This is a genomic window from Pseudomonas sp. NFR02 (genome assembly GCF_900119375.1).
In the GTDB taxonomy this organism is placed as follows: Bacteria; Pseudomonadota; Gammaproteobacteria; order Pseudomonadales; family Pseudomonadaceae; genus Aquipseudomonas; species Aquipseudomonas paracarnis.
The window spans coordinates 185,032-211,791 of sequence record NZ_FPJJ01000007.1 but is presented as its reverse complement, the minus strand read 5'-3'; the positions used below and the strand labels follow the sequence as shown (position 1 = coordinate 211,791).

Below are 26,760 nucleotides of genomic sequence, written 5' to 3'. Positions count from 1 at the left end.
AAACATCGAGATGAGCGAATACTCCCTTTTCACCTCCGAGTCCGTGTCTGAAGGGCATCCGGACAAAATCGCCGACCAGATTTCTGATGCGGTGCTGGACGCTATCATCGCTGAAGACAAGTTCGCCCGTGTGGCGTGCGAGACGCTGGTGAAAACGGGCGTGGCGATCATCGCCGGCGAAGTTACCACCACTGCCTGGGTCGACCTGGAGCAGATCGTGCGTGACGTGATCACCGACATTGGCTACAACAGCTCCGACGTCGGCTTTGACGGCGCAACCTGCGGCGTGATGAACATCATCGGCAAGCAGTCCCCAGATATCAACCAGGGCGTTGACCGGGCCAAACCTGAAGACCAGGGCGCCGGCGACCAGGGCCTGATGTTCGGCTACGCCAGCAACGAAACCGACGTACTGATGCCCGCGCCGATCACCTTCTCGCACCAGCTGGTACAACGCCAGGCCGAGGCGCGTAAATCCGGCGTACTGCCATGGCTGCGCCCGGACGCCAAGTCCCAGGTGACCTGCCGCTACGAAGGCGGCAAAGTGGTGGGCATCGACGCCGTCGTACTGTCGACCCAGCACAACCCGGATGTGTCCTACGCCGACCTGCGTGAAGGCGTGATGGAACTGATCGTCAAGCACGTGTTGCCTGCCGAGCTGCTGACCAAGGACACCCAGTTCCACATCAACCCGACCGGCCAGTTCATCATCGGTGGCCCCGTGGGCGACTGCGGCCTGACCGGCCGCAAGATCATCGTCGACAGCTACGGCGGCATGGCCCGTCACGGCGGTGGTGCATTCTCCGGCAAGGACCCGTCCAAGGTTGACCGCTCTGCGGCTTACGCCGGTCGTTATGTGGCCAAGAACATCGTGGCTGCCGGCCTGGCCGAGCGCTGCGAAATCCAGGTTTCCTACGCCATTGGCGTCGCCCAGCCTACGTCGATCTCGCTGAACACCTTCGGCACCGGCAAGATCAGCGATGACAAGATCGTCAAACTGGTGCGTGAGATCTTCGACCTGCGCCCTTACGCGATCACCACCATGCTCGACCTGCTGCACCCGATGTACCAGGAAACCGCAGCCTACGGCCACTTCGGCCGCACCCCGGCGCAGAAGACTGTGGGTGATGACACCTTCAGTACCTTCACCTGGGAAAAAACCGACCGCGCCAACGACCTGCGTACCGCCGCCGGCCTGTAATCGTTCGCGGTAAATAGAGCCCCGCCAGGTCTGCCTGGCGGGGCTTTTTGTTGCCTGCAGGGCCTCTTCGGGCTTTTTTGGATCCAAGGCTTGCAGGCAAAATGATGGCCCACTAGAATCCGCGCCCTCTCGGGCCCTTCACCTTATTTGGATATTGCACTGCGCCCGCCCGGGATGGATAAGCGCGCAGGCAATCGAACATTGAGGTTTTCATGCGCATTTCCACGCTCGCCCCTGCCGCCCTTCTGCTCAGCCTGTTCACCCTGTCGGCCCAGGCCGCTGACCTGAACGCGCTGAGCGGCGCCCTGAGTGCCCAGCTCGGTGGCGGCAACGCCGGCGACTGCCAGCAGCAACCCAAAGACCTGCAAGCCAAGATCGACGCGGCCAATGCCAAGAACGATCTGTTGAAAGTGCGGGCATATGAGGCTGCGCTGGAGCAGGTCAACAAAGCTTGCAACAAACTCGCCGACAGCCAGGCAAAAGTCGACGCCAAGCAGCAAAAACAGCAGGCCAAGGCTGAAAACAACGACGCTGTGAAGGCCTTGGGCGGCCTGTTCAAGTAAACAGAAATACCCGGTAAAAAGCCCCGCTCGGTCGGGGCTTTTTTGTGGGCGCGTGGATCACTTAGGCTGGGCGCCCTTTTCGAGCAAGGATGCTCATGATGCACGTATTACTGGCTGCTCTCATAAGCGCCCTGCCAGCCTGGGCCTGGGCCGAAGCCTGTCCGGATAACGTTCACTTGCAGTTGGAAACCCTGTCCAGGCAAATCCAGCAGTGGGACGACAGCTACCATCGGCAGGGCCAATCCCTGATCAGCGATGAACTCTACGACCAGGCCCGCAAGCGCCTCGCGCATTGGCAAGAATGCGCCCGCCAGCAGCCCCCCAAGGCTGATAACCCGCTAGCCAGTGCGCGCGGCACCCTACGTCACCCGGTCGCGCACACCGGCCTGCAAAAGCTGCCGGGCGAGCCTGCCGTCAGTGACTGGCTTAGCACACGCCAGGATGTATGGGTCCAACCCAAGGTCGATGGCGTCGCGGTGACCCTGGTGTATCGCCAAGGCCGCTTGCACCAGCTCATCAGTCGGGGCGACGGCCTGCTGGGGCACGACTGGTCAGCCTCCGCCGCCAAGATCCCCGGCATTGTCCAACAGTTGCCCGACGCCATTGACGTGGTGCTGCAAGGCGAACTCTATTGGCGCCTCAATCACCATGTGCAAGCGCTCAAGGGCGGGCTCAATGCACGCAGTAAAGTGGCTGGCCTGATGAACCGTCGCCAATTGAGCGACGCCGAGGCGGCAGGGATCGGCCTGTTCGTCTGGGCATGGCCCGACGGCCCGAAGGACTTCACCGAACGCCTGGCCACCCTGGCGCGCTGGGGGTTTAGCGACAGCCAGCAGTACAGCCAACCCGTCGCTTCCGTTAGCGAAGCTGCGCATTGGCGCACGCACTGGTACAACGCGGCATTGCCTTTCGCCAGCGATGGCGTGGTGCTGCACCAGGCTGCGCGAGCGCCCGCCGAGCGCTGGCAAGCCAGTGCGCCGTATTGGTCGGTTGCCTGGAAGTACCCTGCCATCAAGGCCCTGGCCCTGGTACGCAATGTCCACTTCAGGGTGGGGCGCACCGGGCGCATTACTCCAATCCTCGAACTGGAACCCGTGCGGCTGGATGATCGGCAGATCAGCCGGGTCAGTGCCAGCTCCCTGAAACGCTGGCAAGCCCTGGATATCCGCCCCGGCGATCATGTGTCGATCAGCCTGGCGGGCCAAGTGATACCGCGACTGGACGAGGTGATCCTGCGCAACGAGACGCGCGTGGACCTGCAGGTACCCGACCCTCAAGACTTCCACGCTTTGAGCTGCTGGCAACTGGACCCCGGCTGCGAAGATCAGTTGCTCGCCCGCCTCACCTGGCTGAGCGGCAAACACGGCCTGGCCTTACCCCATATGGGCCGTGAAACCTGGAACGTATTGATTCAGGCCGGTCTAATCGCAGGCTTTCTCGATTGGTTGACCCTGGATGCGGCCGAGCTTGCTACCATTGAGGGCTTAGGCGAGCGGACCCGTGCGCGGGTGCTCGACAGTATTCAAAGCGCCCGGCAACGCCCTTTTTTACAATGGCTCCGCGCCTTGGGCATACCGCCAGCGGCGCGCAACAACTTGGAAGGTAACTGGCAGACGCTGGTCGCCAAAGACCCCCAAGCCTGGCTGGCCTCAGACGGCATTGGCCCGGGACGCGCGGCGCAACTCAGCGCTTTTTTTCGCGACCCGCAGGTACAAGCCTTGGCTGAAACATTACGCGTAGCCGGGATAGATGGGTTTTGAACACCCCCGGCCACCTGATTGCGAACTTGGAGCTTTATATGAAATTTCTCGCCCCCTTTGCCTTGCTGACCGTCGCAAGCTTCATGGCCACGCCGCTGTTGGCCGCCGAAGACGTACAACCCCTCACCGGCTGCGCCGCCAAGCGCCAGGCCATCAGCAGCCAGATCGAACAGGCCAAGGCCCACGGTAACCGCGCCCAGCAGGCCGGTCTGGAAAAAGCCTTGGACGAAGTCACTACCCACTGCACCGATGCCGGCTTGAAGAAAGAACGTGAAAACAAAGTGCTCGACGCCAAGCACGAAGTCAGCCGCCGTCAGGCCGACCTCGACAAGGCTATGAAAAAAGGCGACCCGGACAAGATCAACAAGCGTAAGGAGAAGCTGGCCGACTCGCGCAAAGAGCTGCAAGACGCGGTGGAAGAACTTGACCAGTAAAACCGGTCAATGATCGCGGAACTGTTTATGGCAGGCGCTGCAGGCATCTTCAACTTTTTGCACCGCAGGTTGCAGGCTGCTGGCCTTGTAGGGCTGCACTTGGCTGGCGATCACCAATTCACCGGTGGCCGCCTCAAGATCGCGGGCCAATTGTTGGAACTGCGCCTGTTTTTGCCACACATCATCTTTGGCACTGGTGTGGTCTTCTTCGCGCACGCTCGGGAAATGCTTCCACGGCTCATGGGACAACGCATCCAGTTTGACCGCACCCTCGGCGAACTTGGCGCCGTCAAATGGGATACGCCCGCGCAGCATCCCGCCCAGGTCTTCACCAGTCTTGAGCATCTGCTTGAAGATCGCCTTGCGCTGGCCCAGGGGGGAATTGGGATCAACACCGCCACAGGCAGACACTGCCAGGCAGGCCAGCAATACAACGGTCAATTTTTTTAACATCATCATGGCTTCAAGGTCACGGGAAACGGCGGCCAGTATCCTCGCACCGCCCGCAAAGACCAATAGCCCTATTAATAATAAGGGTTGCCCGAATGCAGTGAAGCACGGGCAATCGTTTCAGGAATTGCTTGCATGAATGTCACCTTCAAACCCTGGGGCCGGCGCTTGGCGTGGGCTCTGCCAATGTTCGCGCTACTGGCCGGCTGCGATGCCGGTAAAGACGCCGGCAAAGAAGCTGCCCAGGAACCCACCAAACCTCACGCCGTTGCCACCTACGTGAGCGCACCGTGGGAAGCCTTGCCGAGCGTTTCCGACAGCGACTTGCTCGCCGGCTTCGAATCCTGGCGCAGCGCCTGCCAGCGCCTCAAGGCCGACCCGATCTGGGGCCCGACCTGCGCGACAGCGACCAGCGTTCCGGGCGATGCCGTGGCGGTTCGTGGCTTTCTCAAGGAACACCTGGATGTCTTCGGCCTGCGTTCGGCGGACAACACGCCAAACGGCTTGATCACAGGTTATTACGAGCCGGTCTACCCCGGCAGCCTGACCAAGACCGCCACCGCCCACGTGCCGGTATACGGCGTGCCGGACGACCTGATCATCGTCAACCTCGACAGCATCTACCCGGAACTCAAGGGCAAGCGCCTGCGCGGGCGCCTGGAAGGTCGTGTGCTCAAGCCGTATGACGACGCCAGCACCCTCAACAGCCAAGGCTCCACCGCCAAGCCGATCGCCTGGCTGACCGACCCGATGGACCTGCAATTCCTGCAGATCCAGGGCTCGGGGCGTATTCAACTGGCCGGTGGGCGCCAACTGCGTGTGGGTTACGGCGACCAGAACGGCTACCCGTACCGCCCCATAGGCCGTTGGCTGGTGGAACAAGGCGAACTGAAAAAAGAAGACGTGACCATGGCCGCCATCAGCGCCTGGGCCAAGGCCCACCCGCAGCGCATTCCAGAACTGTTGGCGAGCAACCCCAGCTACGTATTCTTCAGCGCCCGCCCCGACAGTAACGAAGGCCCGCGCGGTTCGCTGAACGTGCCATTGACCGCCGGCTACAGCGTGGCGGTGGATCGCAAGGTGATTCCGCTGGGCAGCCTGTTGTGGTTGTCGACCACCAAGCCGGACGGCACGCCACTGGCACGCCCGGTCGCCGCGCAGGACACCGGCGGCGCAATCACCGGCGAAGTGCGCGCAGATCTGTTCTGGGGCACAGGCAATGCCGCAGGCGAGTTGGCGGGAAACATGAAACAGCAAGGGCAGATCTGGATGCTGTGGCCCAAAGGCGCGGCGTTGCCCCAGGTGCCGGATGCGCCTGCCGGCACCTGACAACCTCTGATAGTCAATGTGGGTGGGGGCTTGCCCTGATCCCAGCCAGTTATCGCAAATCCCCTGTGGGAGCGGTCTTGCCCGCGAAGGCGGCGTGTCAGTCACTGCATCTGTTACTGCACGACCGCTTTCGCAGGCAAGCCAGCTCCCACATTTAATTGATCAACAGCAGGGCTTGCTCCCTCCCGCATAGCGACGGCGTCATCCCTCAGATCGAGACGAAGAAGAAACTCGCAATCAACGCCATACCCACGGCCCACACCAGCGAACGCAAGATCGCCCAGTCCGCCAGGTAGCAAATGATGTACAGCAGGCGGCTGGTGATAAACAGCACTGCCAGCACGTTGATCGTCACCAGTTCGGCGTTGCCGGCCAGGTGCGCAATGATGACTGCGGCGGCAAACGCCGGGGTCACTTCGAAACTGTTGAGTTGCGCGCTATGAGCACGCTTGGCGACGCCTTCCAGGCTCTCGAGGAAGGCACGCGGGTCGTGGTTATCCCGTGGCCCGAACTTGCCTGTACTGAACTTGGCCACACCGGTGCAGATGTACGGCAGAAAGATTGCGATCAACACACACCATAAAGCGACTGTCATCACCGATTCCTTTTAGTTTTATCCGACGGTTAGAGTTTCATCACCAACATGCCAATCAACACCAACCCACAGGCTATGAGCCGTGGACGGCCAAAAGGTTCTTTCAAGTAACGCATCCCGAACAGCACCACCAGAATCACACTGACTTCGCGCAGCGCGGCGGCTTCGGCAATCGAGCCCAACTGCATGGCCCAAAGTACCAAAGCGTAGCTCAACAACACGCATAACCCCACGCTCAACCCCAACCGCCACTGGGTGCGCCAGAACAGGCTGAAGGCTGCACGCTTGCGCACCAGCGCCAGCAGCGGAAACGGCCAGGCGCTGATCAGCGTCAACCACACCAGGTAATCCAGCGGGTGCGACCAGCGCCGCAACGCCTGCCCGTCCAAAAAGGTGTAACAGCCAATGCACAGGCCGATCAGCAACACCACGGGTAGCATCGACCAGGGCAACCGGTCACCGCCGCCGCCCTGCCACAACAGGCACACCATACCGAACGGGATCAGCAGAATCCCCAGGATTTGCTGGGTACTCAGCACTTCGCCGGCAAACACCAGGGTCAGCACCAGCACCACCAGCGGCGACAAACCGCGCATCAACGGATATACCAGGCCCAGGTCACCCACCCGATAGGCCTGGATCAACAAATAGCGATAGAGCAATTCAAACAGCGCCGAGCCAACGAGCCACGGCCAGAGTTCCAGCGGCGGCAAAGACACGAACCCCACCGCCAATACCACGAACAGCAGCGCCACACTGTCCATGCAAGCGATGACTAAAAGGCGCTCGCCACTGAACTTGATCAAGGTGTTCCACGTCGCATGCAACAGCGCCGCTACCAGCACCAGGGCTGTCGCTACCACCAGAACCTCCTTAATTGATACGTCATGTAACAGCACCTGTTTATACTAAACCCCGATTCGACGCACCCCGTGCGCCTATATTTCCCTGCTCCAAGGACCCCGGATGCTTGAACTTGTCGCCGCTTTCATCTGCCTCACCACCCTGCTCACTTATGTGAACTTCCGTTTTATCGGCCTGCCGCCCACCATCGGCGTGATGGTCACCGCACTGCTGTTCTCGCTGATCCTGCAAGGCCTGAGCGTGCTCGGCTACCCAGGCTTAGAGGAACGCGTCCAACAGCTGATCGGCCAGATCGACTTCGGCGATTTGCTGATGAACTGGATGCTGTCGTTCCTGCTGTTCGCCGGCGCCTTGCACGTCAACTTGAACGACTTGCGCAGCTACCGCTGGCCCATCGGCCTGCTGGCAACCTTTGGCGTGTTGATCGCCACCGTGGTGATCGGCAGCCTGGCGTACTACATCTTCGCCCTGTTTGGCTGGCACGTGAGCTTCCTTTACTGCTTGCTGTTCGGCGCGCTGATTTCCCCCACCGACCCCATTGCGGTGCTCGGCGTGCTGCGGACCGCCAATGCCTCCAAACCGCTGAAAACCACCATCGTCGGCGAGTCGCTGTTCAATGACGGCACCGCCGTGGTGGTGTTTACCGTGCTGCTGGGCATCGCGCAGTTGGGTGAAACACCCACCGTGGGCGCCACGGCCATGCTGTTTGCCCACGAAGCCATTGGCGGCGTGCTGTTTGGCGGGCTGATCGGCTACCTCGTGTACCTGATGATCAAGAGCATCGAACAGCACCAGATCGAAGTCATGCTGACCCTCGCCCTGGTGATCGGCGGCTCGGCCATGGCTTCGGAGCTGCATGTGTCCGCACCGATTGCGATGGTGGTCGCGGGGCTGATCATCGGTAACCTGGGACGCAAGCTGGCGATGAACGACATGACGCGTCGCTACCTGGATGGTTTCTGGGAATTGCTCGATGACATGCTCAACGCGCTGCTGTTTGCGCTGATCGGCATGGAGCTGCTGCTATTGCCATTCAACTGGCTGCACGTGTTCGCGGCCAGCCTGCTGGCGGTGGCGATCCTGCTCTCGCGCCTGCTGACCGTGGCCCCGGCGATCCTGTTGCTGCGCCGTTGGCGCTCGGTACCACGCGGCACTATCCGCATCCTCACCTGGGGCGGCCTGCGCGGCGGCGTCTCGGTGGCATTGGCCCTGGCCCTGCCCCTGGGCCCTGAGCGTGACTTGTTGCTGAGCATCACCTATATCGTGGTGCTGTCTTCGATCCTGTTGCAGGGGTTGACGATCGGTCGCGTTGTCAGCCGCGTTACTGGGCCGCAGTAACCGCGCCGCGCAACACTTCAAGTAGGTGCCGCATCGCCAGTGGACGGCGCGGTGTCGAGCCGTACATGACTACCAGCTCGCGCGCATAGCACTGCGGGTTGCCGGCCGGTAACACACTGATGCCGTTGGAGGGCATGCCCGCCCACTGCGGCACCAGCGAAACCCCCATCCCTTGGGCGACCAGCATCAGGATAGTTTCCAGCGCATCCAGCTCACATAGCACCTCTGGGTCGAAGGACTGTTCATCCAGAAAGCGCTGGGCAATCTGACCGCCCCAGGAGCGTGCGTCATAGCGGATGAATGGGCGTTCACGTAACAAGGCAGCCAGCGCCTGCGCACCCCACTGGGCGGGCGCAACCAGAATCAAGGGTTCGGCACGCAGCAAGGCCATCGACAAGGCTTTGGGCGGTTGAAACGGCGGCCGTACCAGTATCGCCGCATCCAACTCCTGGTTGAGTAACTTCTCATAAAGGCTTCTGGAGTCGCCGGGTGTGATCTTCAGCCTCAGCTTGGGTGCTGACATTGTCAGACGCTCGATCACCCCCGGCAAGACGCCGGTCAGCGCCGTGGAAATGGCCCCGATTTTAATTTCCCCCGATAACTCGTCCTGGCTCAGCTGCTCCTGCAGCTGGCGCGCCTGTTCAATAACTGCCTGGATTCTGGGCAAGAGCAGCAAGCATTGATCCGAAGGCCAAGCGGCATGTGCCGTGCGCATGAGCAGCGTACAACCCAGCGTGCGCTCAAGCGCCTTGACCCGCAGGCTGATCGCCGCGGCACTACGATTTTCACGGCGCGCAGCGGCGGCTATCGACCCGGTTTCAATGACAGCGACCAGGCTCCTCAGGAATCGAACATCCATAAGTTTTCCTTTCGCTCAGACCAAGGCAAACCCGTTTTACCCTGGCGGCATCGCCTGTTTAACCTGACAGTTCCCCATCTGGAGAACCAGCCATGAACAGACCCTTTCACGCTGCATACCATGTTTATGACTTAGACGAGGCGCGCATTTTTTATCGAGATGTTTTGGGTTGCACCGAGGGCCGGTGCAGCGAGACCTGGATCGACTTCGACTTTTTCGGCAATCAACTTTCACTGCACCTCGGTACGCCCTTCCCAACCACACGCACCGGCCTGGTCGGTGAGCACCAGGTACTGATGCCACACCTGGGCGTGGTGTTACCACTTGATGAGTGGCTGACGCTTGCCGAGCGCCTCACCCGCCTGGGCACGCGCTTCGAGATTCCACCCGTGACCCGCTTTGCCGGCGAACCTGGCGAGCAGCGCACGATGTTTTTTCTCGACCCCAGCGGTAACCCCATCGAAGTGAAAGGGTTCAAGCACTTCGAAGGGTTGTTCGCCCAGTAAATCCCTGACAATCACAACAATAAGGGACACCCCCATGACCACTAGAAAACCCACCAGTCTTATCACTCGCATCATGATCGGCCTGGCTGCCGGGATAATCGTCGGCCTCCTGCTCAATCAATTCCCCGAGCAAAAAACCTGGTTCATCGACAATCTGCTGCAACCGGCTGGCGACCTGTTTATCAAGCTGATGAAGATGATCGTCGTTCCCCTGGTATTTGCCTGCATGACCGTCGGCATCGCCGGCATGGGCAACCCGTCTGCCCTGGGTCGCGTCGGCCTGAAGACCTTCGTGTACTTCTTCACCATCACCAGCATTGCCATCGTCTTCGGGCTGTTGGTTGGCAATGTGGTGCAGCCCGGCTCGGGCGCCGAATTCGGCAGCACGCTGCAGGCACCGGCGACGGGACTGGCCTCCAGTGGCACCCCACAGAACCTGGGCCAGGTACTGCTGGCGATCGTGCCGGATAACATCGTCCTGGCCATGTCACAGGGCAAACTGCTGTCGGTGCTGTTCTTCGCGATCCTGTTCGGTTGTGCCTTATCGTTGTTGCCCGAGGAGCGCAAAGCGCCCTTGATCAGCGTGATGCAAGGCGTCTCCGACACCATGTTCAAAGTCACCCACTTGGTCATGCATTACTCGCCGATAGGTATTTTCGGCCTGATCGCGGTCACCGTCGCCAGCTTTGGCCTCAGTGCGTTGTTGCCGCTGGCCAAACTGATCGGCACGACCTATGTCGCGGTGCTCTTATTTGCCCTGTGTGTATTGGGTGCAGTGGCACGCTTGGCCGGCGTCGGCTTTTTTCACCTGGTGCGGGAAATACGTAGTGAACTGCTGCTGGCCTTCAGCAGTGCCGCCTCGGCGACGGTCATGCCTCAACTGATCGAGAAGATGGAGCGCTATGGCGCGCCACGGCCCATTACCAGCATGGTGATCCCACTGGGGTACTCGTTCAATCTGGATGGTGCATCGCTGTTTGCCGCACTCGGCACGCTGTTCATCGCCCAAGCGTATGGCATCGACTTGAGCCTGGCGGATCAAGGCATGCTGGTCTTGATCATGGTGCTGACATCAAAGGGCGCGGCGGGCGTGCCAGGCTTCATGTTTATCATCCTGACCGCGACGTTGACCGCGGCCGGGCTTCCCGTGGAGGGTGTGGCAATCATCGCGGGCATCTATCGGCTGATGGATATGCCCGTCACAGCCCTGAATGTACTGGGCAACGCATTGGCCCCGCTGGTAATTGCTCGCTGGGAAGGTCAGCTCAAGGCACCCGACAGCACGCTGGCCTGCGAACCTCCCAGCGTGCCCTTCAAGGCCTGACGCGTCAGCCAGGGTACTGTCAGACTTTGCCCTTATCCTGACGGGGCTTCGCCTGTGTGTGAGATTGAGCAACAGCAGGCATGGACGCCTCGCTGCGAACCTGCGCATGGCTGATCAACGCAAAGATGAAGCTACCCCCGATGATGTTGCCGGCCAGGGTCGGCCCGGCGAAGACCAGCCAGAAATCCTTCCACGGCAACTCGCCGGCAAACACCAGGTAGGACACTTCCGCTGAACCGACGACGATATGGGTGAAGTCGCCCAGTGCCATGAAGTAGGTGATCAGGATGATAATCCACAGCTTGGCACTCTCCATCGACGGAATCATCCAGACCATGGTGGCGATCATCCAACCGGAGACGATGCCCTTGGCGAACATCTGCGCGGGGTCGTTCTCCATGACCTTGCGCCCGATCTCGAGGAAGGCCAGGTCGGTCTTGGTATCGAAGATCGGTAGGTGCAGCATCACGTAGGCCACCAGCAAGGTGCCGCACAGGTTGCCCACCAGCACCACCGTCCACAGCCGTAACAAGCGCCCGGCGTTGGCCAGAGTCGGTTTGCTCATCACCGGCAGCACGGCGGTCAGGGTGTTTTCGGTAAACAACTGCTGACGAGCAAGAATCACCGCGAGAAAGCCTGCGCAATAGCCAAAGCTGGCAATGACCTTGAATTCATCACCGTCCGGCAGGCGTGAATTGAGCAGGCCCATGCCCATTAGCGACAAGCCCATGGTCAGGCCAGCGGCCAGCGCCGACCACCACAACGCTGCCACACTGCGCTCTAGCTCCTGATCGCCCTGGGTGCGGATAATTTCGTGTAATACAGCCGCGCGAGGCGGCTGGTTCTCGTCAACGTTTTGCTGCTCTTCCTGCGACAGGTTGGGGGTCTTGCCGTCTGCTTGAGTGGCCATGATGTACCTGAGTCCAAGGGGTGCCTGTAGCTACGACACGCCGCGACGATGGCTGTTCAGTAGCACCGCAACTAAACCGGAATACGCCAGGCCTTGGCCTGCTCCACGGTGGTAGAGCTGAAGGGTTTACTCCAGGGTTTATTGCGCGCCCGGTAATGTTTGACGATGCCATCAAGCACACGGTTGAACTCCGCTGGCGTCGTCGCCTCGCCCAAATCCCGCACCGCACGTTGCAATAACTCAACGTTGGCAGCCGGTTGGCCAGGACGGTATAGCGAGGGGTAAATGACTTCGCGGATAAAATTCTCTGCCTTTACCCCAATATCGCGTCTTTGCATTTCGCCAACGGCGCTCGTTAACACCTTGGACATGCTTGAGCCATTGCCCGACGCCAGTTTGGCGCCCACCTGCAGCAGTTGCTGAAAATTGCGCTGGCTTGGCGCATTCAGGCGCTTGCCCAGCCATTCGATATCCTCGGGCCTACGAGCGAGGGCGTCTAGATTGCGCAGTGCCGAGGCTATTTTTGGCGTAATCACCAGCGACGTGCTGGATTGATTCGCCTCGGCAATCGCAGTGTCCAACGCCTGTAACGCCTGCTGTGCGTCCTTGCGAAAACGCAACGCCTCGGCGCCGGCCGGGTCCTTTTGCAGATCAACCTGCACGCTGGCGAGCATTTGATCATCCATAGCCATCACGGCGTCGTTCATCGAGGGGAATTCATGACGCTCACGCTCCAGCTCACGTTTTTGCAGATGCCCTGACACCGCCTGGCGGGCCTGGGACTGCAAATGCTGTTTCTGCTCAGGGGTCATGGTGAAGTTGACGGTGCCATTGAGCAGGCCGCGAAAGTCGCCTTTGCCCGAGTTCAGTGGCAGCGTTACCGTTTGCTCCGAATACGTTTTGAGCCGGTCATCCTGATAGCTTTCAGCCGCGGTGTGTGGCGTGCCGGTGATCGTGTCGACCAGGGAGCTGAAAAAACCTCCGCTTTTTGGGGGGGCTGATGGTTTGTCAGACTCGAACTTGACGATCAGGGCTTCGTCCTTGCCCAGGGGGCTTTCCGGGAAAGAACGCTCAATAATGCCTGGCGCCGGGGTATTGAGGAGCAAACCACCGTCCTGAAACGCCGTGACCTCTGAAGCAGCCTGAAACCCGTGGCCCTGTTCGGAAGGGCTCTTGAACAACCCAGGCAGCGCCCCCGAAATAAGCGCGGCGCGGGCGATATCCATATCCGGTGTGAGGCTGGCATTGAATGTCACCAACTGCGGGCGACCATCGAACATGCCCGTGCCGGTGATGTTCAGTTGCTTGATCGCCGGAATATGCCGGCTCAAAATTTCCAAGTCGCGAAACGTCGGCCCTCCGCCAGCGCTTAGCCGGTCGGCAATTTCCGTGACCTCGGGCGGTCGGTTTGCCGCTGGCATGCCCGCGATATGAGCGAGAACAGACTTACGTGACTCGTTACGAATCAAGTCCTCCAAAGGCTGCCCCTCGGTTTGCAGACGCGGCAACAGCGTCAGCAACAGTTGAGAGATGTTACCGGCCGGCCCAGGCAAACTGCCGGCGAGCTTGCCGAGCTTGGAACTGGCGTCCTGCAACCAAGACATGACCGGGTCTTTGCTGTTGAGCAAGCTGGGCAGGTCAAGGTTATTCGACAGTTGCGTAAAGGCCTTGGCATCCATGCCGCTGGCGAGCAGCGCTGCGGAAATCGCGCCGGCAGAAGAGCCGGAAACCACTTTGACGCCTTTGAGTTTGTCGGCCTCTTCAAGCGCCTGCACCATGCCTGGAAAGGCGATGCCCTTGGCGCCACCGCCACTGAGCACCAAGTGAGCAGGCGGCGGCGGTGACAGCACCACCTCCACACGTCCATCGCTGTGACGATAAATACTCAGGTTGCGCTCGCCCACACCTTTGACCAGAGGCGTCTTTACATCCTGGTCGGTGGTTCGAGGCAGAGGGGGCTGGTTTTCTACAACAGAACTGGAGACTTTCATACACGAGGCTCTCTCTACAGGGTGTAGGCCTGAGTGATGAGAGAGCCTCGGATAGATCCATGTGAAATGATTTGGTAACGCAAATCACGCCGTGCAGTTGTTACTCGGGAAGACTGTCGTCCTTGAACTGGTCCTTCACATACTTGATTTCGGTACGGCCATGGGGCGCCGGCAAACCGTCTTCGCCCAGGTTGACGAAGACCATTTTTTCCACGGTCAGGATGCTTTTGCGCGTGATCTTGTTGCGCACTTCACAGGTCAGGGTGATGGAGGTGCGGCCGAACTCGGTGGCAGTGATGCCCAGTTCGATGATGTCGCCCTGGCGTGAAGCGCTGACAAAGTTGATTTCCGAGATGTACTTGGTGACCACGCGCTGGTTGCCGAGCTGGACAATCGCGTAGATGGCCGCTTCTTCGTCGATCCAGCGCAGCAAGCTACCGCCGAACAGAGTGCCGTTGGGGTTGAGGTCTTCGGGTTTTACCCATTTGCGGGTGTGGAAGTTCATGGTCACTCCAAAGCGTCTTGCGAAATGATGGGCAACATCATGGCAGAGCCCAGGCCCAAGCTCTATGAGCCATTGCCTATCAACCCCATGCGCGATCTTCATTGCCACCGACAGAAAGGCTTGGGAAGTGCCACATACACGGCTATAATCGCCTCCGTTTCAAAACGGTCATCTTCGATTGATACCGTTCTCCCGCCACCTGTCCGAGGGGCGCTGCAGCAGGTTAAACCTGTCAGGCTCGGATGGGGCGTTGTCCGGCCTGGTTGCCTTGGCCTGATACTAAACGCACAACGGCGCCCATTCGCACACTACGAATGGAGGCTCTCTATGAGCGCTGTAATGACGCCTGCTGATTTCAATGACTACAAAGTCGCCGATATGTCCCTCGCTGCCTGGGGCCGTCGCGAAACCTTTATCGCCGAATCCGAAATGCCGGCCCTGATGGGCCTGCGTCGCAAGTACGCCGCTGAGCAGCCGCTCAAGGGCGCCAAGATTCTCGGCTGCATCCACATGACCATCCAGACTGCCGTGCTGATCGAAACCCTGGTTGCCCTGGGTGCCGAAGTGCGTTGGTCGTCGTGCAACATCTTCTCGACTCAGGACCAGGCCGCTGCCGCTATCGCTGCTGCCGGTATCCCGGTATTCGCCTGGAAAGGCGAGACTGAAGAAGAGTACGAGTGGTGCCTGGAGCAAACCATCCTCAAAGATGGCGCGCCTTGGGATGCCAACATGATCCTTGACGACGGCGGCGACCTCACCGAGTTGCTGCACAAGAAATACCCGCAGATCCTCGACCGCGTCCACGGCGTGACCGAAGAGACCACCACCGGCGTACACCGCCTGCTGGACATGCTGGCCAAGGGCGAGCTGAAAATCCCGGCCATCAACGTCAACGACTCGGTGACCAAGAGCAAGAACGACAACAAGTACGGCTGCCGTCACAGCCTGAACGATGCGATCAAGCGCGGCACCGACCACCTGCTGTCGGGCAAGCAAGCCCTGGTGATCGGCTACGGTGACGTGGGCAAGGGTTCGTCCCAGTCCCTGCGTCAGGAAGGCATGATCGTCAAGGTCTCCGAAGTTGACCCGATCTGCGCCATGCAAGCCTGCATGGACGGTTTCGAAGTGGTTTCGCCGTTCATCAACGGCCAGAACGACGGCACCTCCGCCTGCATCGACGCAGCCCTGCTGGGCAAGATCGACCTGATCGTCACCACCACCGGTAACGTGAATGTGTGCGATGCAAACATGCTCAAGGCCCTGAAGAAGCGCGCCGTTGTCTGCAACATCGGTCACTTCGACAATGAAATCGACACAGCTTTCATGCGCAAGAACTGGGCATGGGAAGAAGTGAAGCCGCAGGTACACAAGGTTCACCGTACCGGCGCTGGTGATTTCGACCCACAAAACGACGACTACCTGATCCTGCTGGCCGAAGGCCGCCTGGTGAACCTGGGCAACGCCACTGGTCACCCAAGCCGCATCATGGATGGCTCGTTCGCCAACCAGGTGCTGGCGCAGATCTTCCTGTTCGAACAGAAGTACGCCGACCTGTCGCCCGCCCAGAAAGCCGAGCGCCTGACCGTGGAAGTACTGCCCAAGAAACTCGACGAAGAAGTGGCCCTGGAAATGGTCCGCGGCTTCGGCGGCGTCGTGACTCAACTGACCAAGACCCAGGCCGACTACATCGGCGTGACGGTTGAAGGTCCGTTCAAGCCGCACGCTTACCGCTACTGATCGGCCTTGCTGGCGCCGGCTCTTCTGTGGGAGCCGGGCTTGCCCGCGATGCAGACGCCTCGGTGTTCCAGTAACACCGAGCTGATGCTATCGCAGGCAAGCCAGCTCCCACAGAAAGCCAGGCACCCGCATCGATTGCGTATGCCTTCCAGGCTTTCGAGTTTCCAAGGGTATTACCATGTCCCAAGACCGTCGCTACAGCTTCGAGTTCTTCCCGACCAAGACCGATGCTGGGCATGAAAAACTGATGGCCACTGCCAAGCAGTTGGCCAGCTTCAACCCTGACTTCTTCTCCTGCACCTACGGCGCTGGCGGTTCGACCCGTGATCGCACGATCAACACCGTGTTGCAGCTGGAAAGTGAAGTCAAAGTTCCCGCCGCTCCGCATCTGTCCTGCGTGGGCGACAGCAAGGCCGACCTGCGTAGCCTGCTGACCCAATACAAAGCCGCCGGCATCAAGCGCATCGTTGCCCTGCGTGGCGACCTGCCATCGGGTATGGGCATGGCCAGCGGTGAGCTGCGCTACGCCAACGACCTGGTGAGCTTCATCCGCGAAGAAAGTGGCGATCACTTCCATGTCGAAGTAGCCGCTTACCCGGAGATGCACCCCCAGGCGCGCAATTTCGAAGACGATTTGCAGAATTTCGTGCGCAAGGCCAATGCCGGTGCCGACAGCGCAATCACCCAGTATTTCTTCAACGCCGACAGCTACTTCTACTTTGCCGAGCGAGTACGGGCGATGGGCGTGAACATCCCAATCGTGCCGGGCATCATGCCGATCACCAATTACAGCAAGTTGGCGCGCTTCTCCGACGCCTGCGGCGCCGAGATCCCACGCTGGGTGCGCAAGCAACTGGAAGCCTATGGCGATGACGTCAAAAGCATCCAGGCGTTCGGCGAGCAGGTTATCACCGAGATGTGTGAGCAATTGTTGCAAGGTGGTGCGCCAGGGTTGCATTTCTATACCCTGAACCAGGCTGAACCCAGCCTTGCCATCTGGAACAACCTCAAGCTGCCACGTTAACGCTTGACCGGTTGTACCAAGGCCCTCGTTCTGACGAGGGCCTTTGTCGTTTTACGTTACCCACGGAACCCCGCAGTCCATGAATACAGTGCCCCCGACGTCCCGCCCGCAACTGGTTTACCTGGTCTTCGGCGCCGACACCTACCATCAGGAAGCGGTATTCAGCATCGCCAGCGCACTGGCGTTCCTGCAGGACACACCGGATGCGAACATCGACATCCAGGTATTCAGCGACAACCCCGAGCCCTATCGCTTGCTGCCGGTGCGCGTGCGCCCACTGGACGAAGCCACCCGCAAACGCTGGAGCGAGCCCCACGGTTATCACTTTCGCACCAAGCACGTGGTGCTGCGCCAAGTCCTGCAAGAATCCCCCGTGGCGCTGCTGATCGACACTGACACCTTCTTCCATCATTCGCCCATGGCCCTGTTCGAACGCGTAGAGCCCGGCACCCTGCTGTGCAACGCCTTTTACACCAAGTACGGCGACAACCACGAAAGCATCCTCTACACCGCCCTGCGTCAGCGCCTGCTGGACATGGGCGTGGCCGACGATGACATGATGACCCTCAACTCCGGCGTCATGGGCCTGACCCAACAGGATGCGCACATCCTCGACCGCTCCATCGAGTTGATGGATGAACTGTTCCCCCATGCCCAAGGCGCCTACACCCTGGAAGAGTTCTGCCTGTCGATCGCCGCCTACCGTACCGTAAAGGTGCGCGAGTGCCCGGACCTGATCCACCATTACTGGAGCCGCAAACAGCTGTTCCGGGCCAAGGTCAAGGCGTGGATCGCCAAGCACGCGAGCGCCCCCACCAGTGTGCAGGCCCTGGCCGATACGCGTCAGGTCTCCTCGCACCTGCCGCGCCCGCCGCGTTTGCAGCGCTTGATGTACAAGCTGATCACCCTGCTGCTGCCCAAGCACCAGCAACAATTCATCCGCGAAATCCTTTACGGCTGCTACGAACACGAAAACGAGTTCGACCAGGCCTGCGGTCCGGTCTGGTGGGACAAAGCCCGACAAAACCAGGAAGAACGCCAGAAGCGCCCGCTTGATGCACACCAGTTGGAACACTGGTTTGCCAACCCCCTGGTGCGCCTGATTCTGGGCGAGCGCCGCGCCGCGATCCACGAACACCTGCTGAACGCTCCCGCGAAGTAAGACCGCCCGCCAATGCGCGTGCCAGAGCTTCTCTTTCTTCGGGGAGCGTCGTAACCTCAGGCTATGCCCGTCCTCTTCAAGCTGTTGACCGCTGTGTTTTTTTCTTGCCTGAGCCTGGCCGCTCATGGCGAGAAACTGCGCATTGTCACCGAACCCTGGGCGCCCTATGTCTACGAAGACAACGGCACCATGGCCGGCCTGGATTATGAAACCACCCTGATCGTGTTCCAGCGCCTGGGGGTGGAGGTGCAATGGCAGTTCCTGCCCTGGAAGCGCTGCCTGGCGATGCTCGACCAGGGCCACGCCGACGGCGCGCTGGATATCTTTCACAGCCAGGAGCGCGACGCGTTGCTGCTCTATCCCAGCGAGCCGTTGTCGGAAGTCGAATTCGTTTTGTTCTATGCCAACGAACGCCCTCACCCCGCCGCCACGCTCGACGACCTGCGCGGCCTGACGGTTGGCGTTTCACCTGGTTACCTTTATGGCGACGCGTTCAGTGAGGCCAACACCTTCCAGCGCGAACCCGCCCCCAGCCATGAAGCCAACTTTGGCAAACTCATGCTGGGGCGCGTCGATATGGTGGTGACTGACCGGCGCGTGGGGCACCACGTGATCAAGGCGCTGGGCCTGGAAGGTAAAGTCAGCCAGGCGTCGGTGGTGGTCAGCCGCCAGCAGCAATTCCTTGCGGTACGCCGTGGCGCAGGCATGGACCTGCTGGTGCAACGCTTTGCCGCCGAGCTCAAGCGCTTCAAGCAAGAGCCCGCCTATGCCACATTGAGCGCCAAATATGGGCGGATGCACGAGCAAACAGCCCCCATACCAGCCCCCGAACACGCCGTTGAGCAGCAGGAAAGCAGCGCGCGGTGATTGCTCTGTTATACTGCGGCCTTTCCGCCAGGCTTACGCCCGGCCGCTCGGGTCTTGAAAACGGCACCCAACCCAGCTACTGCGCAGCTTTGCAGCCCGCGCGAGCCGATGGAGTGCCCGCCAGACACAGCAGGACCGGACGGGGTTGCGCTCCCCTAAGCGCCATTCACGCCCGGCAAGATTATCCCTTTGGGCCAAGCCCTAACTAAAACAGGATTACTCATGTCCTTTGCTTCCCTCGGTCTCTCCGAGGCTTTAGTCCGCGCCATCGAGGCAGCGGGCTATACCGAGCCTACTCCGGTGCAACAGCGGGCCATTCCCGCCGTGTTGCAAGGTCGCGACCTGATGGTTGCGGCTCAGACAGGTACTGGTAAAACCGGCGGTTTCGCCCTCCCGATCCTGGAGCGGTTGTTTCCCAACGGTCACCCGGACAAATCCCAACGTCACGGCCCGCGCCAACCGCGGGTACTGGTCCTGACCCCAACCCGCGAACTCGCAGCCCAAGTGCACGACAGCTTCAAGCTGTATGCCCGCGACTTGAAGTTCGTCAGCGCCTGTATCTTCGGCGGCGTCGGCATGAACCCACAGGTTCAGGCCATGTCCCGTGGTGTCGACGTGCTGGTAGCCTGCCCGGGTCGCTTGCTCGACCTGTGCGGCCAAGGCAGCGTCGATTTGTCCCACGTGGAAATCCTCGTGCTGGACGAAGCCGACCGCATGCTCGACATGGGCTTTGTCCATGACGTGAAAAAAGTCCTCGCCCGCCTACCGGCCAAACGGCAGAACCTGCTGTTCTCGGCAACGTTCTCCCAGGACATCACCGCTCTGGCCGGCAAGCTGCTGCATAACCCGGAACGCATCGAAGTCACGCCGCCGAACACCACGGTCGAGCGTATCGAGCAACGCGTGTTCCGCCTGGCCGCCAGCCACAAGCGCTCGCTGCTGGCGCACCTGATCACCCACGGCGCGTGGGAACAGGTGCTGGTGTTCACCCGTACCAAGCACGGCGCCAACCGCCTGGCAGAGTACCTGGACAAGCACGGCCTCACCGCCGTCGCCATCCACGGCAACAAGAGCCAGAACGCACGCACCAAAGCCCTGGCCGACTTCAAGGCCGGCAGCGTGCGTATCCTGGTGGCCACCGATATCGCCGCACGCGGCCTGGATATCGACCAGTTGCCACACGTGGTCAACTTCGAGCTGCCAAACGTCGATGAAGACTATGTGCACCGTATCGGCCGTACCGGCCGTGCCGGTCGTTCGGGCGAGGCCATTTCGTTGGTCGCGCCGGATGAAGAAAAGCTGCTGAAAAGCATCGAACGCATGACCAAGCAGAAAATCGCCGATGGCGACCTGATGGGCTTTGATGCCAGCGCCGTGGAGGCCGAGAAGCCAGAAGCGCGCGAGCGTCCAGACGTGCGCAACCCGCGCAACCCACGTGGTCCGAAGGGCGATGGCCCGAACGGCGGCGGTGGTGGCGGTGGTCGTCGCGACAAAGGCAAGGACAAGGGCAAGGAAAAATCCGCGAGCAGCAGCCGTGGCGAACGCCCGGCCCGTGAGCAGAAGCCCCGTGAAGGCACCCCGGCCCGCGAACAGCGCCAGCCGAGCCAGCCACCACGCGCCGCGGCCGACCGCGCCCCGGACGAGTTCCTTGACGACGATATCGATAACTTCGGTAACCGCGTCGACTACGTGCCCCAGGCCAAACCGGCCCAGGGCCGTGGCCGTCGTCCAGGGGCTCCTGCCCAGGGCGCAGGCGCTCCACGTAGCGGCCAGCCACAGGGCGGTCGCCAGAACGCCCCGCGCAACAGCAGCGGCGGCACCACTGGCACCCCGCCTGCCAAGCGCAGCGGCCCGCGTAATGGCGCACCGCGTGACGGCCAGGCCCGTCGCGAAGATTCACGCAGCAACAACCGCCGCCCTGCCCGTGACGATCAGCCTCGCTCGTCCGAGCCTGCAGTACAAAACCCACGGGGTGGCCCGGCGCCGAAGATCATCCACAAGGAGTCGAAAGCGGATCGCTTCCCGACACCTGAGCAGTTGGATCAACTGCCAGGCCGCCCTCGTGGTGAGAAACCAGCGCTGCTGACTCGCAACCGCGAAGCATAAAAAAAACCCGTATCGTGAGATACGGGTTTTTTTTGCCTGTAGGAGCTAGCTCGCGAAGGTCGTCAACGATAACGCGGGCATCCTGGTTTAACGCGGTGTCCTTGCGGCCTTCGCGAGCAAGCTCGCTCCTACATACGAAGCATTACTTCGCTTTCACACCTTCAAACGTGATGTACAACTGCACGTTGTCAGACTGTGGACCTACGTCCATGCCGTCCTTGTTGAATTCCTTGCGGCTGATGTTGGTGGTGCCTTCGAAGCCGGCACGGTAGCCGCCCCATGGATCCTTGCCTTCGCCCAGGAACGTGGCTTTGACCAGGATCGGCTTGGTCACGCCGTGGAAGGTCAGGTCCCCGGTCACATCAGCAGTCAGCTTGCCATCAGCATTTTTGCCAGTTGGCTTGACGCTGGTGGAAACGAACTTGGCATCAGGGAATTTGCCCGACTCCAGGAAGTCCTTGCTGTTGACGTGCTTGTCGCGCTCGGCGTGGTTGGAGAACACGCTGGCAGTACGCACGTTGACTTCAATCTTGGCGTCTTCGGGCTTGGCGGCGTCAAAGCTGAACTTGCCATCCAGGTCCTTGAAGGTACCGGTGATGTAGCTGTAGCCCAGGTGGCTGATTTTGAAATCGACGAAGGCGTGCTGGCCTTCCTTGTCGATCACGTAGTCAGCGGCCATCGCCGAACCTGCGGACAGCAGGGCAGAACCGATTGCCAGCGCAGCGAGTGTTTTTTTCAACATGCTTTCTATTCCTTGTGAGTCGAGGTTGAACATCAGGCTTTGCGTCCCAGCATTCGCGCAAGGGTCGCATCACGATCGATAAAATGGTGTTTCAGGGCCGCCACGCCGTGCAAGCCGGCGAAGACCACCAACACCCAGGCCAGGTACAGGTGCACCCAACCCGCGGTATCTGCCTGGTCCGGTAGACCGGAAACCACGGCAGGAATTTCAAACAGGCCAAACACCGGGATACCGACACCGTCTGCGGTGGAAATCAGGTAACCGGCAATCATCACGGCAAACAGCCCGACATAAAGGAACGCGTGCCCAAACGCGGCGCCGATCCGCGTCATGCGGCTATAGCTGGCCAGTGGTGGCGGCGGCGGGCTGACCAGGCGCCAGACGATCCGCACCAGCATGATGGCGAACAGCGTGATGCCAATGCTCTTGTGCAAGTCGGGCGCATCTTTGCGCCAGGCGCTGTAGTAATCGAGACCGACCATCCACAAGCCCAGGGCAAATAAACCGAACACCACCAGGGCTACGCCCCAGTGCAGAACCATGCTGACCCAACCATAGCGGGCCGGCGAATTACGTAGCTGCATGTACTTAATCCCGTAAGAACTGTGCCCAAGACTAGCGCTTTACCTATCGAATTAAAGCGGAAAATTTTGCTTTGAAATATCGAGAAATACGATAAAGAGGCTAGGCATCATAAATTAACAAGGGATTAAGACTATCCCTGGGAAAAGTGACAGACCGTCCTGCATTTACTGCGAATTTCCCCACAATGGCTTGTGACCCGAGCCACCATTGCATAGGCTTGCGCGATTGTTTCGCCTGTGCCCGCCGCAGGACCGCTTCGAGGAGATCACCGATGGGCTTGAACAACCAGTGGATGCAACGCGACCTCGCGGTGCTGTGGCATCCCTGCACCCAGATGAAAGACCATCAGCAACTGCCGCTGGTGCCCATCAAGCGCGGTGAAGGCGTATGGCTGGAAGACTTCGAAGGCAAGCGCTACCTCGATGCCGTCAGTTCCTGGTGGGTCAACGTATTCGGCCACGCCAACCCGCGTATCAACCAGCGCATCAAGGACCAGGTCGATCAGCTTGAACACGTGATCCTCGCTGGTTTCAGCCATCAACCGGTGATCGAGTTGTCCGAACGCCTGGTCGCGATGACGCCCGAAGGGCTGACCCGCTGCTTCTACGCCGATAACGGTTCGTCCTGCATCGAAGTGGCGCTGAAGATGAGCTTCCACTACTGGCTCAACCGCGGCCAGCCGAACAAAAAGCGCTTTGTCACCCTCACCAACAGCTACCACGGCGAAACCATCGCCGCGATGTCGGTGGGCGACGTGCCGCTGTTTACCGAGACCTACAAGGCGCTGCTACTCGACACGATCAAAGTGCCGAGCCCGGACTGCTACCTGCGCCCCGAAGGCATGAGCTGGGAAGAACACTCGCGCACCATGTTCCTGGCCATGGAACAGACCCTGGCCGACCACCACGACAGCGTTGCCGCCGTGATTGTCGAGCCACTGATCCAGGGCGCCGGTGGCATGAGGATGTACCACCCGGTGTACCTCAAGCTGCTGCGCGAAGCCTGCGACCGCTACGGCGTGCACCTGATCCACGACGAAATCGCCGTGGGCTTCGGCCGCACCGGCAGTATGTTTGCCTGTGAACAAGCCGGCATCCGCCCGGACTTCCTGTGCTTGTCCAAGGCCCTTACCGGCGGTTACCTGCCGCTGGCGGCGGTGGTTACCACGGAAGACGTCTACAGCGCGTTCTACGATGACTACCCTACACTGCGCGCCTTCCTGCACTCCCACAGCTACACCGGCAACCCGCTGGCCTGTGCGGCGGCGTTGGCAACGCTGGATATCTTTGAAGAAGACAACGTCATCGAGAACAACAAGGCCCTGGCCCAGCGCATGGCGACCGCCACCGTGCACTTGGTGGACCATCCTCACGTGTCGGAAGTGCGCCAGACCGGCATGGTGCTGGCTATCGAGATGGTGCAGGACAAAGCCACCAAGGCCGCCTACCCGTGGCAGGAGCGCCGTGGCCTGAAGGTCTTCGAGCACGCGCTGGAGCGCGGTGCGCTGCTGCGGCCGTTGGGCAGCGTGGTGTATTTCCTGCCGCCTTATGTAATTACCCCCGAGCAGATCGACTTTCTGGCCGAGGTGGCCAGCGAGGGGATCGATATCGCCACCAACAGCAAGGTCAGTGTGGCGGTGCCGAAAGATTTCCATCCAGGCTTCCGTGATCCGGGTTGATTGCCTAAATCCTTGTAGGAGCGAGCTTGCTCGCGAAGGCATTCCAGGCGCGCCGCTGCGCCTACATAAACTTCTTCAGAGAACAGAAATGAGACTGTCCCGCTTTTTCACCGACACCCCGCTGAGCCTCGGCGATCACGAACTGCCCGAAGCCCAGGCGCATTACATCAGCCGTGTGTTGCGCATGGGTGAAGGCGATGCCGTGCAACTGTTCGACGGCTCTGGCCAGGAGTTTAGTGGCACCTTGCTGGAAGTCGGTAAAAAACGCGTCACCGTGCAACTCACCGATAGCTTTGCCGGCCAAGCCGAATCGCCCCTGCATATTCACCTCGGCCAGGGCCTGTCCCGGGGCGAGCGCATGGACTGGGCGATCCAGAAGGCCACTGAATTGGGCGTCAACGCGATCACACCGATCTTCAGCGACCGCTGCGAGGTACGCCTCAAGGACGAACGCGCCGACAAGCGCTTGCTGCACTGGCGCCAGGTGGCAATCAGCGCGTGCGAGCAATGTGGGCGCTCAACGGTGCCGGTGATTCACCCTCCGCTCTTGCTGGCAGACTGGCTCAAGCAAACCGAGGCGGACTTGAAGCTGGTGCTGCACCCGGTGGCAGAGCCGATGATCAGCCACGCCAAGCCATCGAGCCTGGCGTTCTTGATCGGTCCCGAAGGGGGGCTCACCGATAATGAAGTCGCGACCGCCCAAGACGCCGGCTGCCACGCCGCTCGCCTCGGCCCGCGGGTGTTGCGTACCGAGACCGCCCCCGTCGTCGCACTCTCCGTCGCCCAACAACTCTGGGGCGACTTCTAACCTCACCCTGTAAACCCAATCAACTGTGGGAGCTGGCTTGCCTGCGATAGCGGTGTTTCAGGCAGTTAATTTACAACTGACAGACCGCTATCGCAGGCAAGCCAGCTCCTACAGTTTTATCGGGTTACCCAAGGCTTACTCCACTGGGTCACTCACCGGCTTGGCGATGATCGCTTTCAACTCGCTGGTCATCGGGAACTCCAGGTTCAAGCCCTTGGGCGGAATCGGCTGCTCGAACCAGCGCTGGTAAATCCCGTTGATCTCTCCCGAGCGGTACAGCTCGCCCAGGGTTTCGTTGACCACCGCGAGAAACTGCGGGTCATCCTTGCGCACCATGCAGCTGTAAATCTCCCGTGATTGCTCCTCGCCCACCACCACCCAATGATGCGGGTCCTTGGCCTTGGCGCGCTCGCCGTAGAGCAACGCGTCGTCCATATAAAACGCTACGGCCCGGCCAGTCTCGAGCATCTTGAACGCTTCGCCATGGTCCTTGGCGCTGATCACGAACATATTGGCTTTGTGTTCAGCGTTATAACTTTTGAGGAAGCGCTCATTGGTGGTGCCGGCAGTGGTCACCACATTTTTGCCCGCTAGGTCGGCAAAGCCTTTGATCCCGCTGTCCTTGGCCGTCAGCAACTGGCCTTTTACGTAGATAAACCCGTAGGAGAACGCCACTTGCTTCTGCCGTTCAGCCGTCACGCCGGTTGAGCCGCATTCCAGATCGACAGTGCCGTTCTGCACCAGCGGGATGCGGGTTTGGGACGTCACCAGGTTGTATTTCACCTTGAGGTCGCCCACTGAGGTTTTCTGCTGGATACGCTCGACAATCTTGTTTGCCAGGTCCACCGAGTAGCCCATCGGTTTCCCACTGCTATCCCCCACGTAGGAAAACGGCACCGACGCATCGCGGTAGCCCAGGGTGATGGACTTGGCGCTGGCGATCTTGCTCAAAGTGCCCGCCAGAGGCGCTTCGGTTGCATGCGCCTGCGCGCCCCACAAAAGGCCCAGGGTGCAGCCGGTCAACAGGATCTTTTTCATTGTTATTCTCCGTTGGTCTTTGAGGTTATTTACGTACTGCAATCACGCTGATTTCCACCAGCACACTCGGCCGCGCCAGCTCTGCTTGCAAGGTAGTGCGCGTGGGCGCCATGCCTGGCGAGAGCCATGCGGACCAGACATCATTCATCGGTGCAAAACCGGCACCGATGTCCTTCAGGTAAATCGTGGCGTTGAGTAAGTGATCCTTATCACTGCCCGCCTCGGCCAACAGCGCGTCGATCCTGGCCAGCACTTGCAGGGTCTGAGTAGCCACATCCAGGCCGTCGCCCGGTACCTGGCCCGAAAGGAACACCAGGTCCTTGAACGTCACGGCGCCGCTGAGTCGTTCGTTGCTATTGATTCGGGTAATGGTCATGGCTGCAT

Annotated in this window: 26 protein-coding genes and 1 riboswitch; of the genes, 15 read left to right on the top strand and 11 right to left on the bottom strand. The window is 60.4% G+C overall.

Annotated features, from left to right (window positions below; all coding sequences use genetic code 11):
• The first annotated feature begins 10 nt into the window (after positions 1-10).
• The 4 genes from metK (at position 11) to BT199_RS20895 (ending at position 3,958) form a co-directional block, all read left to right on the top strand.
• Positions 11-1,201: a methionine adenosyltransferase gene (metK, locus tag BT199_RS20910; RefSeq protein ID WP_003194964.1), complete on the top strand. Its 1,191-nt coding sequence runs from the start codon at positions 11-13 to the stop codon at positions 1,199-1,201.
• Positions 1,202-1,413: 212 nt separating this feature from the next.
• The gene (locus BT199_RS20905) at positions 1,414-1,764 is read left to right on the top strand and encodes a DUF1090 family protein (protein WP_014720281.1); all 351 of its coding nucleotides are present in this window, start codon (positions 1,414-1,416) and stop codon (positions 1,762-1,764) included.
• A 95-nt stretch (positions 1,765-1,859) separates the two neighbouring features.
• Positions 1,860-3,524 (top strand): NAD-dependent DNA ligase LigB, encoded by a 1,665-nt coding sequence (ligB, locus tag BT199_RS20900; protein WP_072435395.1) that lies wholly within the window; start codon positions 1,860-1,862, stop codon positions 3,522-3,524.
• A gap of 38 nt (positions 3,525-3,562) precedes the next feature.
• The gene (locus BT199_RS20895; protein ID WP_014720283.1) at positions 3,563-3,958 is read left to right on the top strand and encodes a DUF1090 domain-containing protein; all 396 of its coding nucleotides are present in this window, start codon (positions 3,563-3,565) and stop codon (positions 3,956-3,958) included.
• A gap of 6 nt (positions 3,959-3,964) precedes the next feature.
• On the opposite strand, the gene BT199_RS20890 is transcribed toward BT199_RS20895, so the two are convergent.
• Positions 3,965-4,414, bottom strand: coding sequence for a c-type cytochrome (locus BT199_RS20890; protein WP_019817443.1), 450 nt, complete (start codon positions 4,412-4,414; stop codon positions 3,965-3,967).
• 129 nt (positions 4,415-4,543) lie between these two features.
• On the opposite strand from BT199_RS20890, the gene BT199_RS20885 reads away from it, so the two are divergent.
• On the top strand, positions 4,544-5,737 hold the full coding sequence (locus BT199_RS20885) for a murein transglycosylase A (protein ID WP_072435394.1): 1,194 nt from the start codon (positions 4,544-4,546) through the stop codon (positions 5,735-5,737).
• Between the two features lie 208 nt (positions 5,738-5,945).
• Here BT199_RS20885 and BT199_RS20880 read toward each other — a convergent pair whose 3' ends face one another.
• Positions 5,946-6,332 carry an MAPEG family protein gene (locus BT199_RS20880; protein WP_014720286.1) on the bottom strand — a complete coding sequence of 129 codons (387 nt, stop codon included), beginning with the start codon at positions 6,330-6,332 and terminating at the stop codon, positions 5,946-5,948.
• A 29-nt stretch (positions 6,333-6,361) separates the two neighbouring features.
• Positions 6,362-7,195: an EamA family transporter gene (locus BT199_RS20875; RefSeq protein WP_072435393.1), complete on the bottom strand. Its 834-nt coding sequence runs from the start codon at positions 7,193-7,195 to the stop codon at positions 6,362-6,364.
• Between the two features lie 103 nt (positions 7,196-7,298).
• Between BT199_RS20875 and BT199_RS20870 the strand changes: the two genes are divergently transcribed.
• Positions 7,299-8,534, top strand: coding sequence for a cation:proton antiporter (locus BT199_RS20870; RefSeq protein ID WP_014720288.1), 1,236 nt, complete (start codon positions 7,299-7,301; stop codon positions 8,532-8,534).
• Here the strand turns inward: BT199_RS20870 and BT199_RS20865 are convergent.
• The gene (locus BT199_RS20865) at positions 8,518-9,393 is read right to left on the bottom strand and encodes a LysR substrate-binding domain-containing protein (RefSeq protein WP_072435392.1); all 876 of its coding nucleotides are present in this window, start codon (positions 9,391-9,393) and stop codon (positions 8,518-8,520) included. The two genes, BT199_RS20870 and BT199_RS20865, sit on opposite strands and share 17 nt — an antisense overlap.
• 92 nt (positions 9,394-9,485) lie before the next feature.
• Here BT199_RS20865 and BT199_RS20860 point away from each other — a divergent pair, with 92 nt between their 5' ends.
• Together BT199_RS20860 and BT199_RS20855 are read left to right on the top strand one after the other, a co-directional pair.
• Complete coding sequence (locus tag BT199_RS20860; RefSeq protein WP_019817440.1) at positions 9,486-9,899, top strand: VOC family protein; 414 nt, start codon at positions 9,486-9,488, stop codon at positions 9,897-9,899.
• Positions 9,900-9,933: 34 nt separating this feature from the next.
• A complete protein-coding gene (locus BT199_RS20855) occupies positions 9,934-11,223 on the top strand; it encodes a cation:dicarboxylate symporter family transporter (RefSeq protein ID WP_256204039.1) in 1,290 nt (429 codons plus the stop codon).
• Positions 11,224-11,242: 19 nt separating this feature from the next.
• On the opposite strand, the gene BT199_RS20850 is transcribed toward BT199_RS20855, so the two are convergent.
• The 3 genes from BT199_RS20850 to BT199_RS20840 all read right to left on the bottom strand — a co-directional run bounded on the left by BT199_RS20850 (position 11,243) and on the right by BT199_RS20840 (position 14,629).
• On the bottom strand, positions 11,243-12,133 hold the full coding sequence (locus BT199_RS20850) for a formate/nitrite transporter family protein (RefSeq protein WP_014720292.1): 891 nt from the start codon (positions 12,131-12,133) through the stop codon (positions 11,243-11,245).
• Positions 12,134-12,204: 71 nt separating this feature from the next.
• A complete protein-coding gene (locus BT199_RS20845; RefSeq protein ID WP_072435391.1) occupies positions 12,205-14,124 on the bottom strand; it encodes a patatin-like phospholipase family protein in 1,920 nt (639 codons plus the stop codon).
• Between the two features lie 100 nt (positions 14,125-14,224).
• On the bottom strand, positions 14,225-14,629 hold the full coding sequence (locus BT199_RS20840) for an acyl-CoA thioesterase (RefSeq protein WP_003194988.1): 405 nt from the start codon (positions 14,627-14,629) through the stop codon (positions 14,225-14,227).
• A 199-nt stretch (positions 14,630-14,828) separates the two neighbouring features.
• Positions 14,829-14,935, top strand: a riboswitch (S-adenosyl-L-homocysteine riboswitch).
• 21 nt (positions 14,936-14,956) lie between these two features.
• Here BT199_RS20840 and ahcY point away from each other — a divergent pair.
• From ahcY to BT199_RS20815, 5 genes are all read left to right on the top strand, one after another.
• Positions 14,957-16,366, top strand: a complete 1,410-nt coding sequence (gene ahcY, locus BT199_RS20835; protein ID WP_003194990.1) for an adenosylhomocysteinase — start codon at positions 14,957-14,959, stop codon at positions 16,364-16,366.
• Between the two features lie 178 nt (positions 16,367-16,544).
• Positions 16,545-17,390 carry a methylenetetrahydrofolate reductase [NAD(P)H] gene (metF, locus tag BT199_RS20830; protein ID WP_072435390.1) on the top strand — a complete coding sequence of 282 codons (846 nt, stop codon included), beginning with the start codon at positions 16,545-16,547 and terminating at the stop codon, positions 17,388-17,390.
• 79 nt (positions 17,391-17,469) lie between these two features.
• Positions 17,470-18,552 (top strand): hypothetical protein, encoded by a 1,083-nt coding sequence (locus BT199_RS20825; RefSeq protein ID WP_072435389.1) that lies wholly within the window; start codon positions 17,470-17,472, stop codon positions 18,550-18,552.
• A gap of 63 nt (positions 18,553-18,615) precedes the next feature.
• Entirely contained in the window at positions 18,616-19,419 is an 804-nt protein-coding gene (locus tag BT199_RS20820) for a substrate-binding periplasmic protein (protein WP_072435388.1), read from the top strand.
• Positions 19,420-19,641: 222 nt separating this feature from the next.
• Positions 19,642-21,525 carry an RNA helicase RhlE2 gene (locus tag BT199_RS20815; protein WP_072435387.1) on the top strand — a complete coding sequence of 628 codons (1,884 nt, stop codon included), beginning with the start codon at positions 19,642-19,644 and terminating at the stop codon, positions 21,523-21,525.
• Positions 21,526-21,667: 142 nt separating this feature from the next.
• Here the strand turns inward: BT199_RS20815 and BT199_RS20810 are convergent, their stop codons facing one another.
• Both BT199_RS20810 and BT199_RS20805 read right to left on the bottom strand, forming a co-directional pair.
• Positions 21,668-22,267 carry a YceI family protein gene (locus tag BT199_RS20810; protein WP_014720298.1) on the bottom strand — a complete coding sequence of 200 codons (600 nt, stop codon included), beginning with the start codon at positions 22,265-22,267 and terminating at the stop codon, positions 21,668-21,670.
• A gap of 32 nt (positions 22,268-22,299) precedes the next feature.
• Complete coding sequence (locus BT199_RS20805) at positions 22,300-22,851, bottom strand: cytochrome b (protein ID WP_014720299.1); 552 nt, start codon at positions 22,849-22,851, stop codon at positions 22,300-22,302.
• Positions 22,852-23,123: 272 nt separating this feature from the next.
• Between BT199_RS20805 and BT199_RS20800 the strand changes: the two genes are divergently transcribed.
• A complete protein-coding gene (locus BT199_RS20800) occupies positions 23,124-24,530 on the top strand; it encodes an adenosylmethionine--8-amino-7-oxononanoate transaminase (protein ID WP_072435386.1) in 1,407 nt (468 codons plus the stop codon).
• An 88-nt stretch (positions 24,531-24,618) separates the two neighbouring features.
• Positions 24,619-25,338, top strand: coding sequence for a 16S rRNA (uracil(1498)-N(3))-methyltransferase (locus BT199_RS20795; RefSeq protein WP_072435385.1), 720 nt, complete (start codon positions 24,619-24,621; stop codon positions 25,336-25,338).
• 135 nt (positions 25,339-25,473) lie between these two features.
• Here the strand turns inward: BT199_RS20795 and BT199_RS20790 are convergent, their stop codons facing one another.
• Both BT199_RS20790 and BT199_RS20785 read right to left on the bottom strand, forming a co-directional pair.
• Positions 25,474-26,376: a transporter substrate-binding domain-containing protein gene (locus tag BT199_RS20790; RefSeq protein ID WP_020301902.1), complete on the bottom strand. Its 903-nt coding sequence runs from the start codon at positions 26,374-26,376 to the stop codon at positions 25,474-25,476.
• A 25-nt stretch (positions 26,377-26,401) separates the two neighbouring features.
• Positions 26,402-26,752, bottom strand: a complete 351-nt coding sequence (locus BT199_RS20785; RefSeq protein WP_072435384.1) for a RidA family protein — start codon at positions 26,750-26,752, stop codon at positions 26,402-26,404.
• Between the last annotated feature and the right edge of the window lie 8 nt (positions 26,753-26,760).

Coding starts and splice junctions, on each gene's coding strand:
- BT199_RS20870 (WP_014720288.1), top strand. CDS start 7,299: ATGCTTGAACTTGTCGCCGCTTTCATCTGCCTCACCACCCTGCTCACT.
- BT199_RS20800 (WP_072435386.1), top strand. CDS start 23,124: ATGGGCTTGAACAACCAGTGGATGCAACGCGACCTCGCGGTGCTGTGG.
- metF (WP_072435390.1), top strand. CDS start 16,545: ATGTCCCAAGACCGTCGCTACAGCTTCGAGTTCTTCCCGACCAAGACC.
- ligB (WP_072435395.1), top strand. CDS start 1,860: ATGATGCACGTATTACTGGCTGCTCTCATAAGCGCCCTGCCAGCCTGG.
- BT199_RS20850 (WP_014720292.1), bottom strand. CDS start 12,133: ATGGCCACTCAAGCAGACGGCAAGACCCCCAACCTGTCGCAGGAAGAG.
- BT199_RS20880 (WP_014720286.1), bottom strand. CDS start 6,332: ATGACAGTCGCTTTATGGTGTGTGTTGATCGCAATCTTTCTGCCGTAC.
- BT199_RS20885 (WP_072435394.1), top strand. CDS start 4,544: ATGAATGTCACCTTCAAACCCTGGGGCCGGCGCTTGGCGTGGGCTCTG.
- BT199_RS20905 (WP_014720281.1), top strand. CDS start 1,414: ATGCGCATTTCCACGCTCGCCCCTGCCGCCCTTCTGCTCAGCCTGTTC.
- BT199_RS20845 (WP_072435391.1), bottom strand. CDS start 14,124: ATGAAAGTCTCCAGTTCTGTTGTAGAAAACCAGCCCCCTCTGCCTCGA.
- BT199_RS20805 (WP_014720299.1), bottom strand. CDS start 22,851: ATGCAGCTACGTAATTCGCCGGCCCGCTATGGTTGGGTCAGCATGGTT.
- BT199_RS20865 (WP_072435392.1), bottom strand. CDS start 9,393: ATGGATGTTCGATTCCTGAGGAGCCTGGTCGCTGTCATTGAAACCGGG.
- BT199_RS20795 (WP_072435385.1), top strand. CDS start 24,619: ATGAGACTGTCCCGCTTTTTCACCGACACCCCGCTGAGCCTCGGCGAT.
- BT199_RS20810 (WP_014720298.1), bottom strand. CDS start 22,267: ATGTTGAAAAAAACACTCGCTGCGCTGGCAATCGGTTCTGCCCTGCTG.
- BT199_RS20855 (WP_256204039.1), top strand. CDS start 9,934: ATGACCACTAGAAAACCCACCAGTCTTATCACTCGCATCATGATCGGC.
- BT199_RS20785 (WP_072435384.1), bottom strand. CDS start 26,752: ATGACCATTACCCGAATCAATAGCAACGAACGACTCAGCGGCGCCGTG.
- BT199_RS20825 (WP_072435389.1), top strand. CDS start 17,470: ATGAATACAGTGCCCCCGACGTCCCGCCCGCAACTGGTTTACCTGGTC.
- BT199_RS20815 (WP_072435387.1), top strand. CDS start 19,642: ATGTCCTTTGCTTCCCTCGGTCTCTCCGAGGCTTTAGTCCGCGCCATC.
- BT199_RS20890 (WP_019817443.1), bottom strand. CDS start 4,414: ATGATGTTAAAAAAATTGACCGTTGTATTGCTGGCCTGCCTGGCAGTG.
- BT199_RS20860 (WP_019817440.1), top strand. CDS start 9,486: ATGAACAGACCCTTTCACGCTGCATACCATGTTTATGACTTAGACGAG.
- BT199_RS20790 (WP_020301902.1), bottom strand. CDS start 26,376: ATGAAAAAGATCCTGTTGACCGGCTGCACCCTGGGCCTTTTGTGGGGC.
- metK (WP_003194964.1), top strand. CDS start 11: ATGAGCGAATACTCCCTTTTCACCTCCGAGTCCGTGTCTGAAGGGCAT.
- ahcY (WP_003194990.1), top strand. CDS start 14,957: ATGAGCGCTGTAATGACGCCTGCTGATTTCAATGACTACAAAGTCGCC.
- BT199_RS20820 (WP_072435388.1), top strand. CDS start 18,616: ATGCCCGTCCTCTTCAAGCTGTTGACCGCTGTGTTTTTTTCTTGCCTG.
- BT199_RS20840 (WP_003194988.1), bottom strand. CDS start 14,629: ATGAACTTCCACACCCGCAAATGGGTAAAACCCGAAGACCTCAACCCC.
- BT199_RS20895 (WP_014720283.1), top strand. CDS start 3,563: ATGAAATTTCTCGCCCCCTTTGCCTTGCTGACCGTCGCAAGCTTCATG.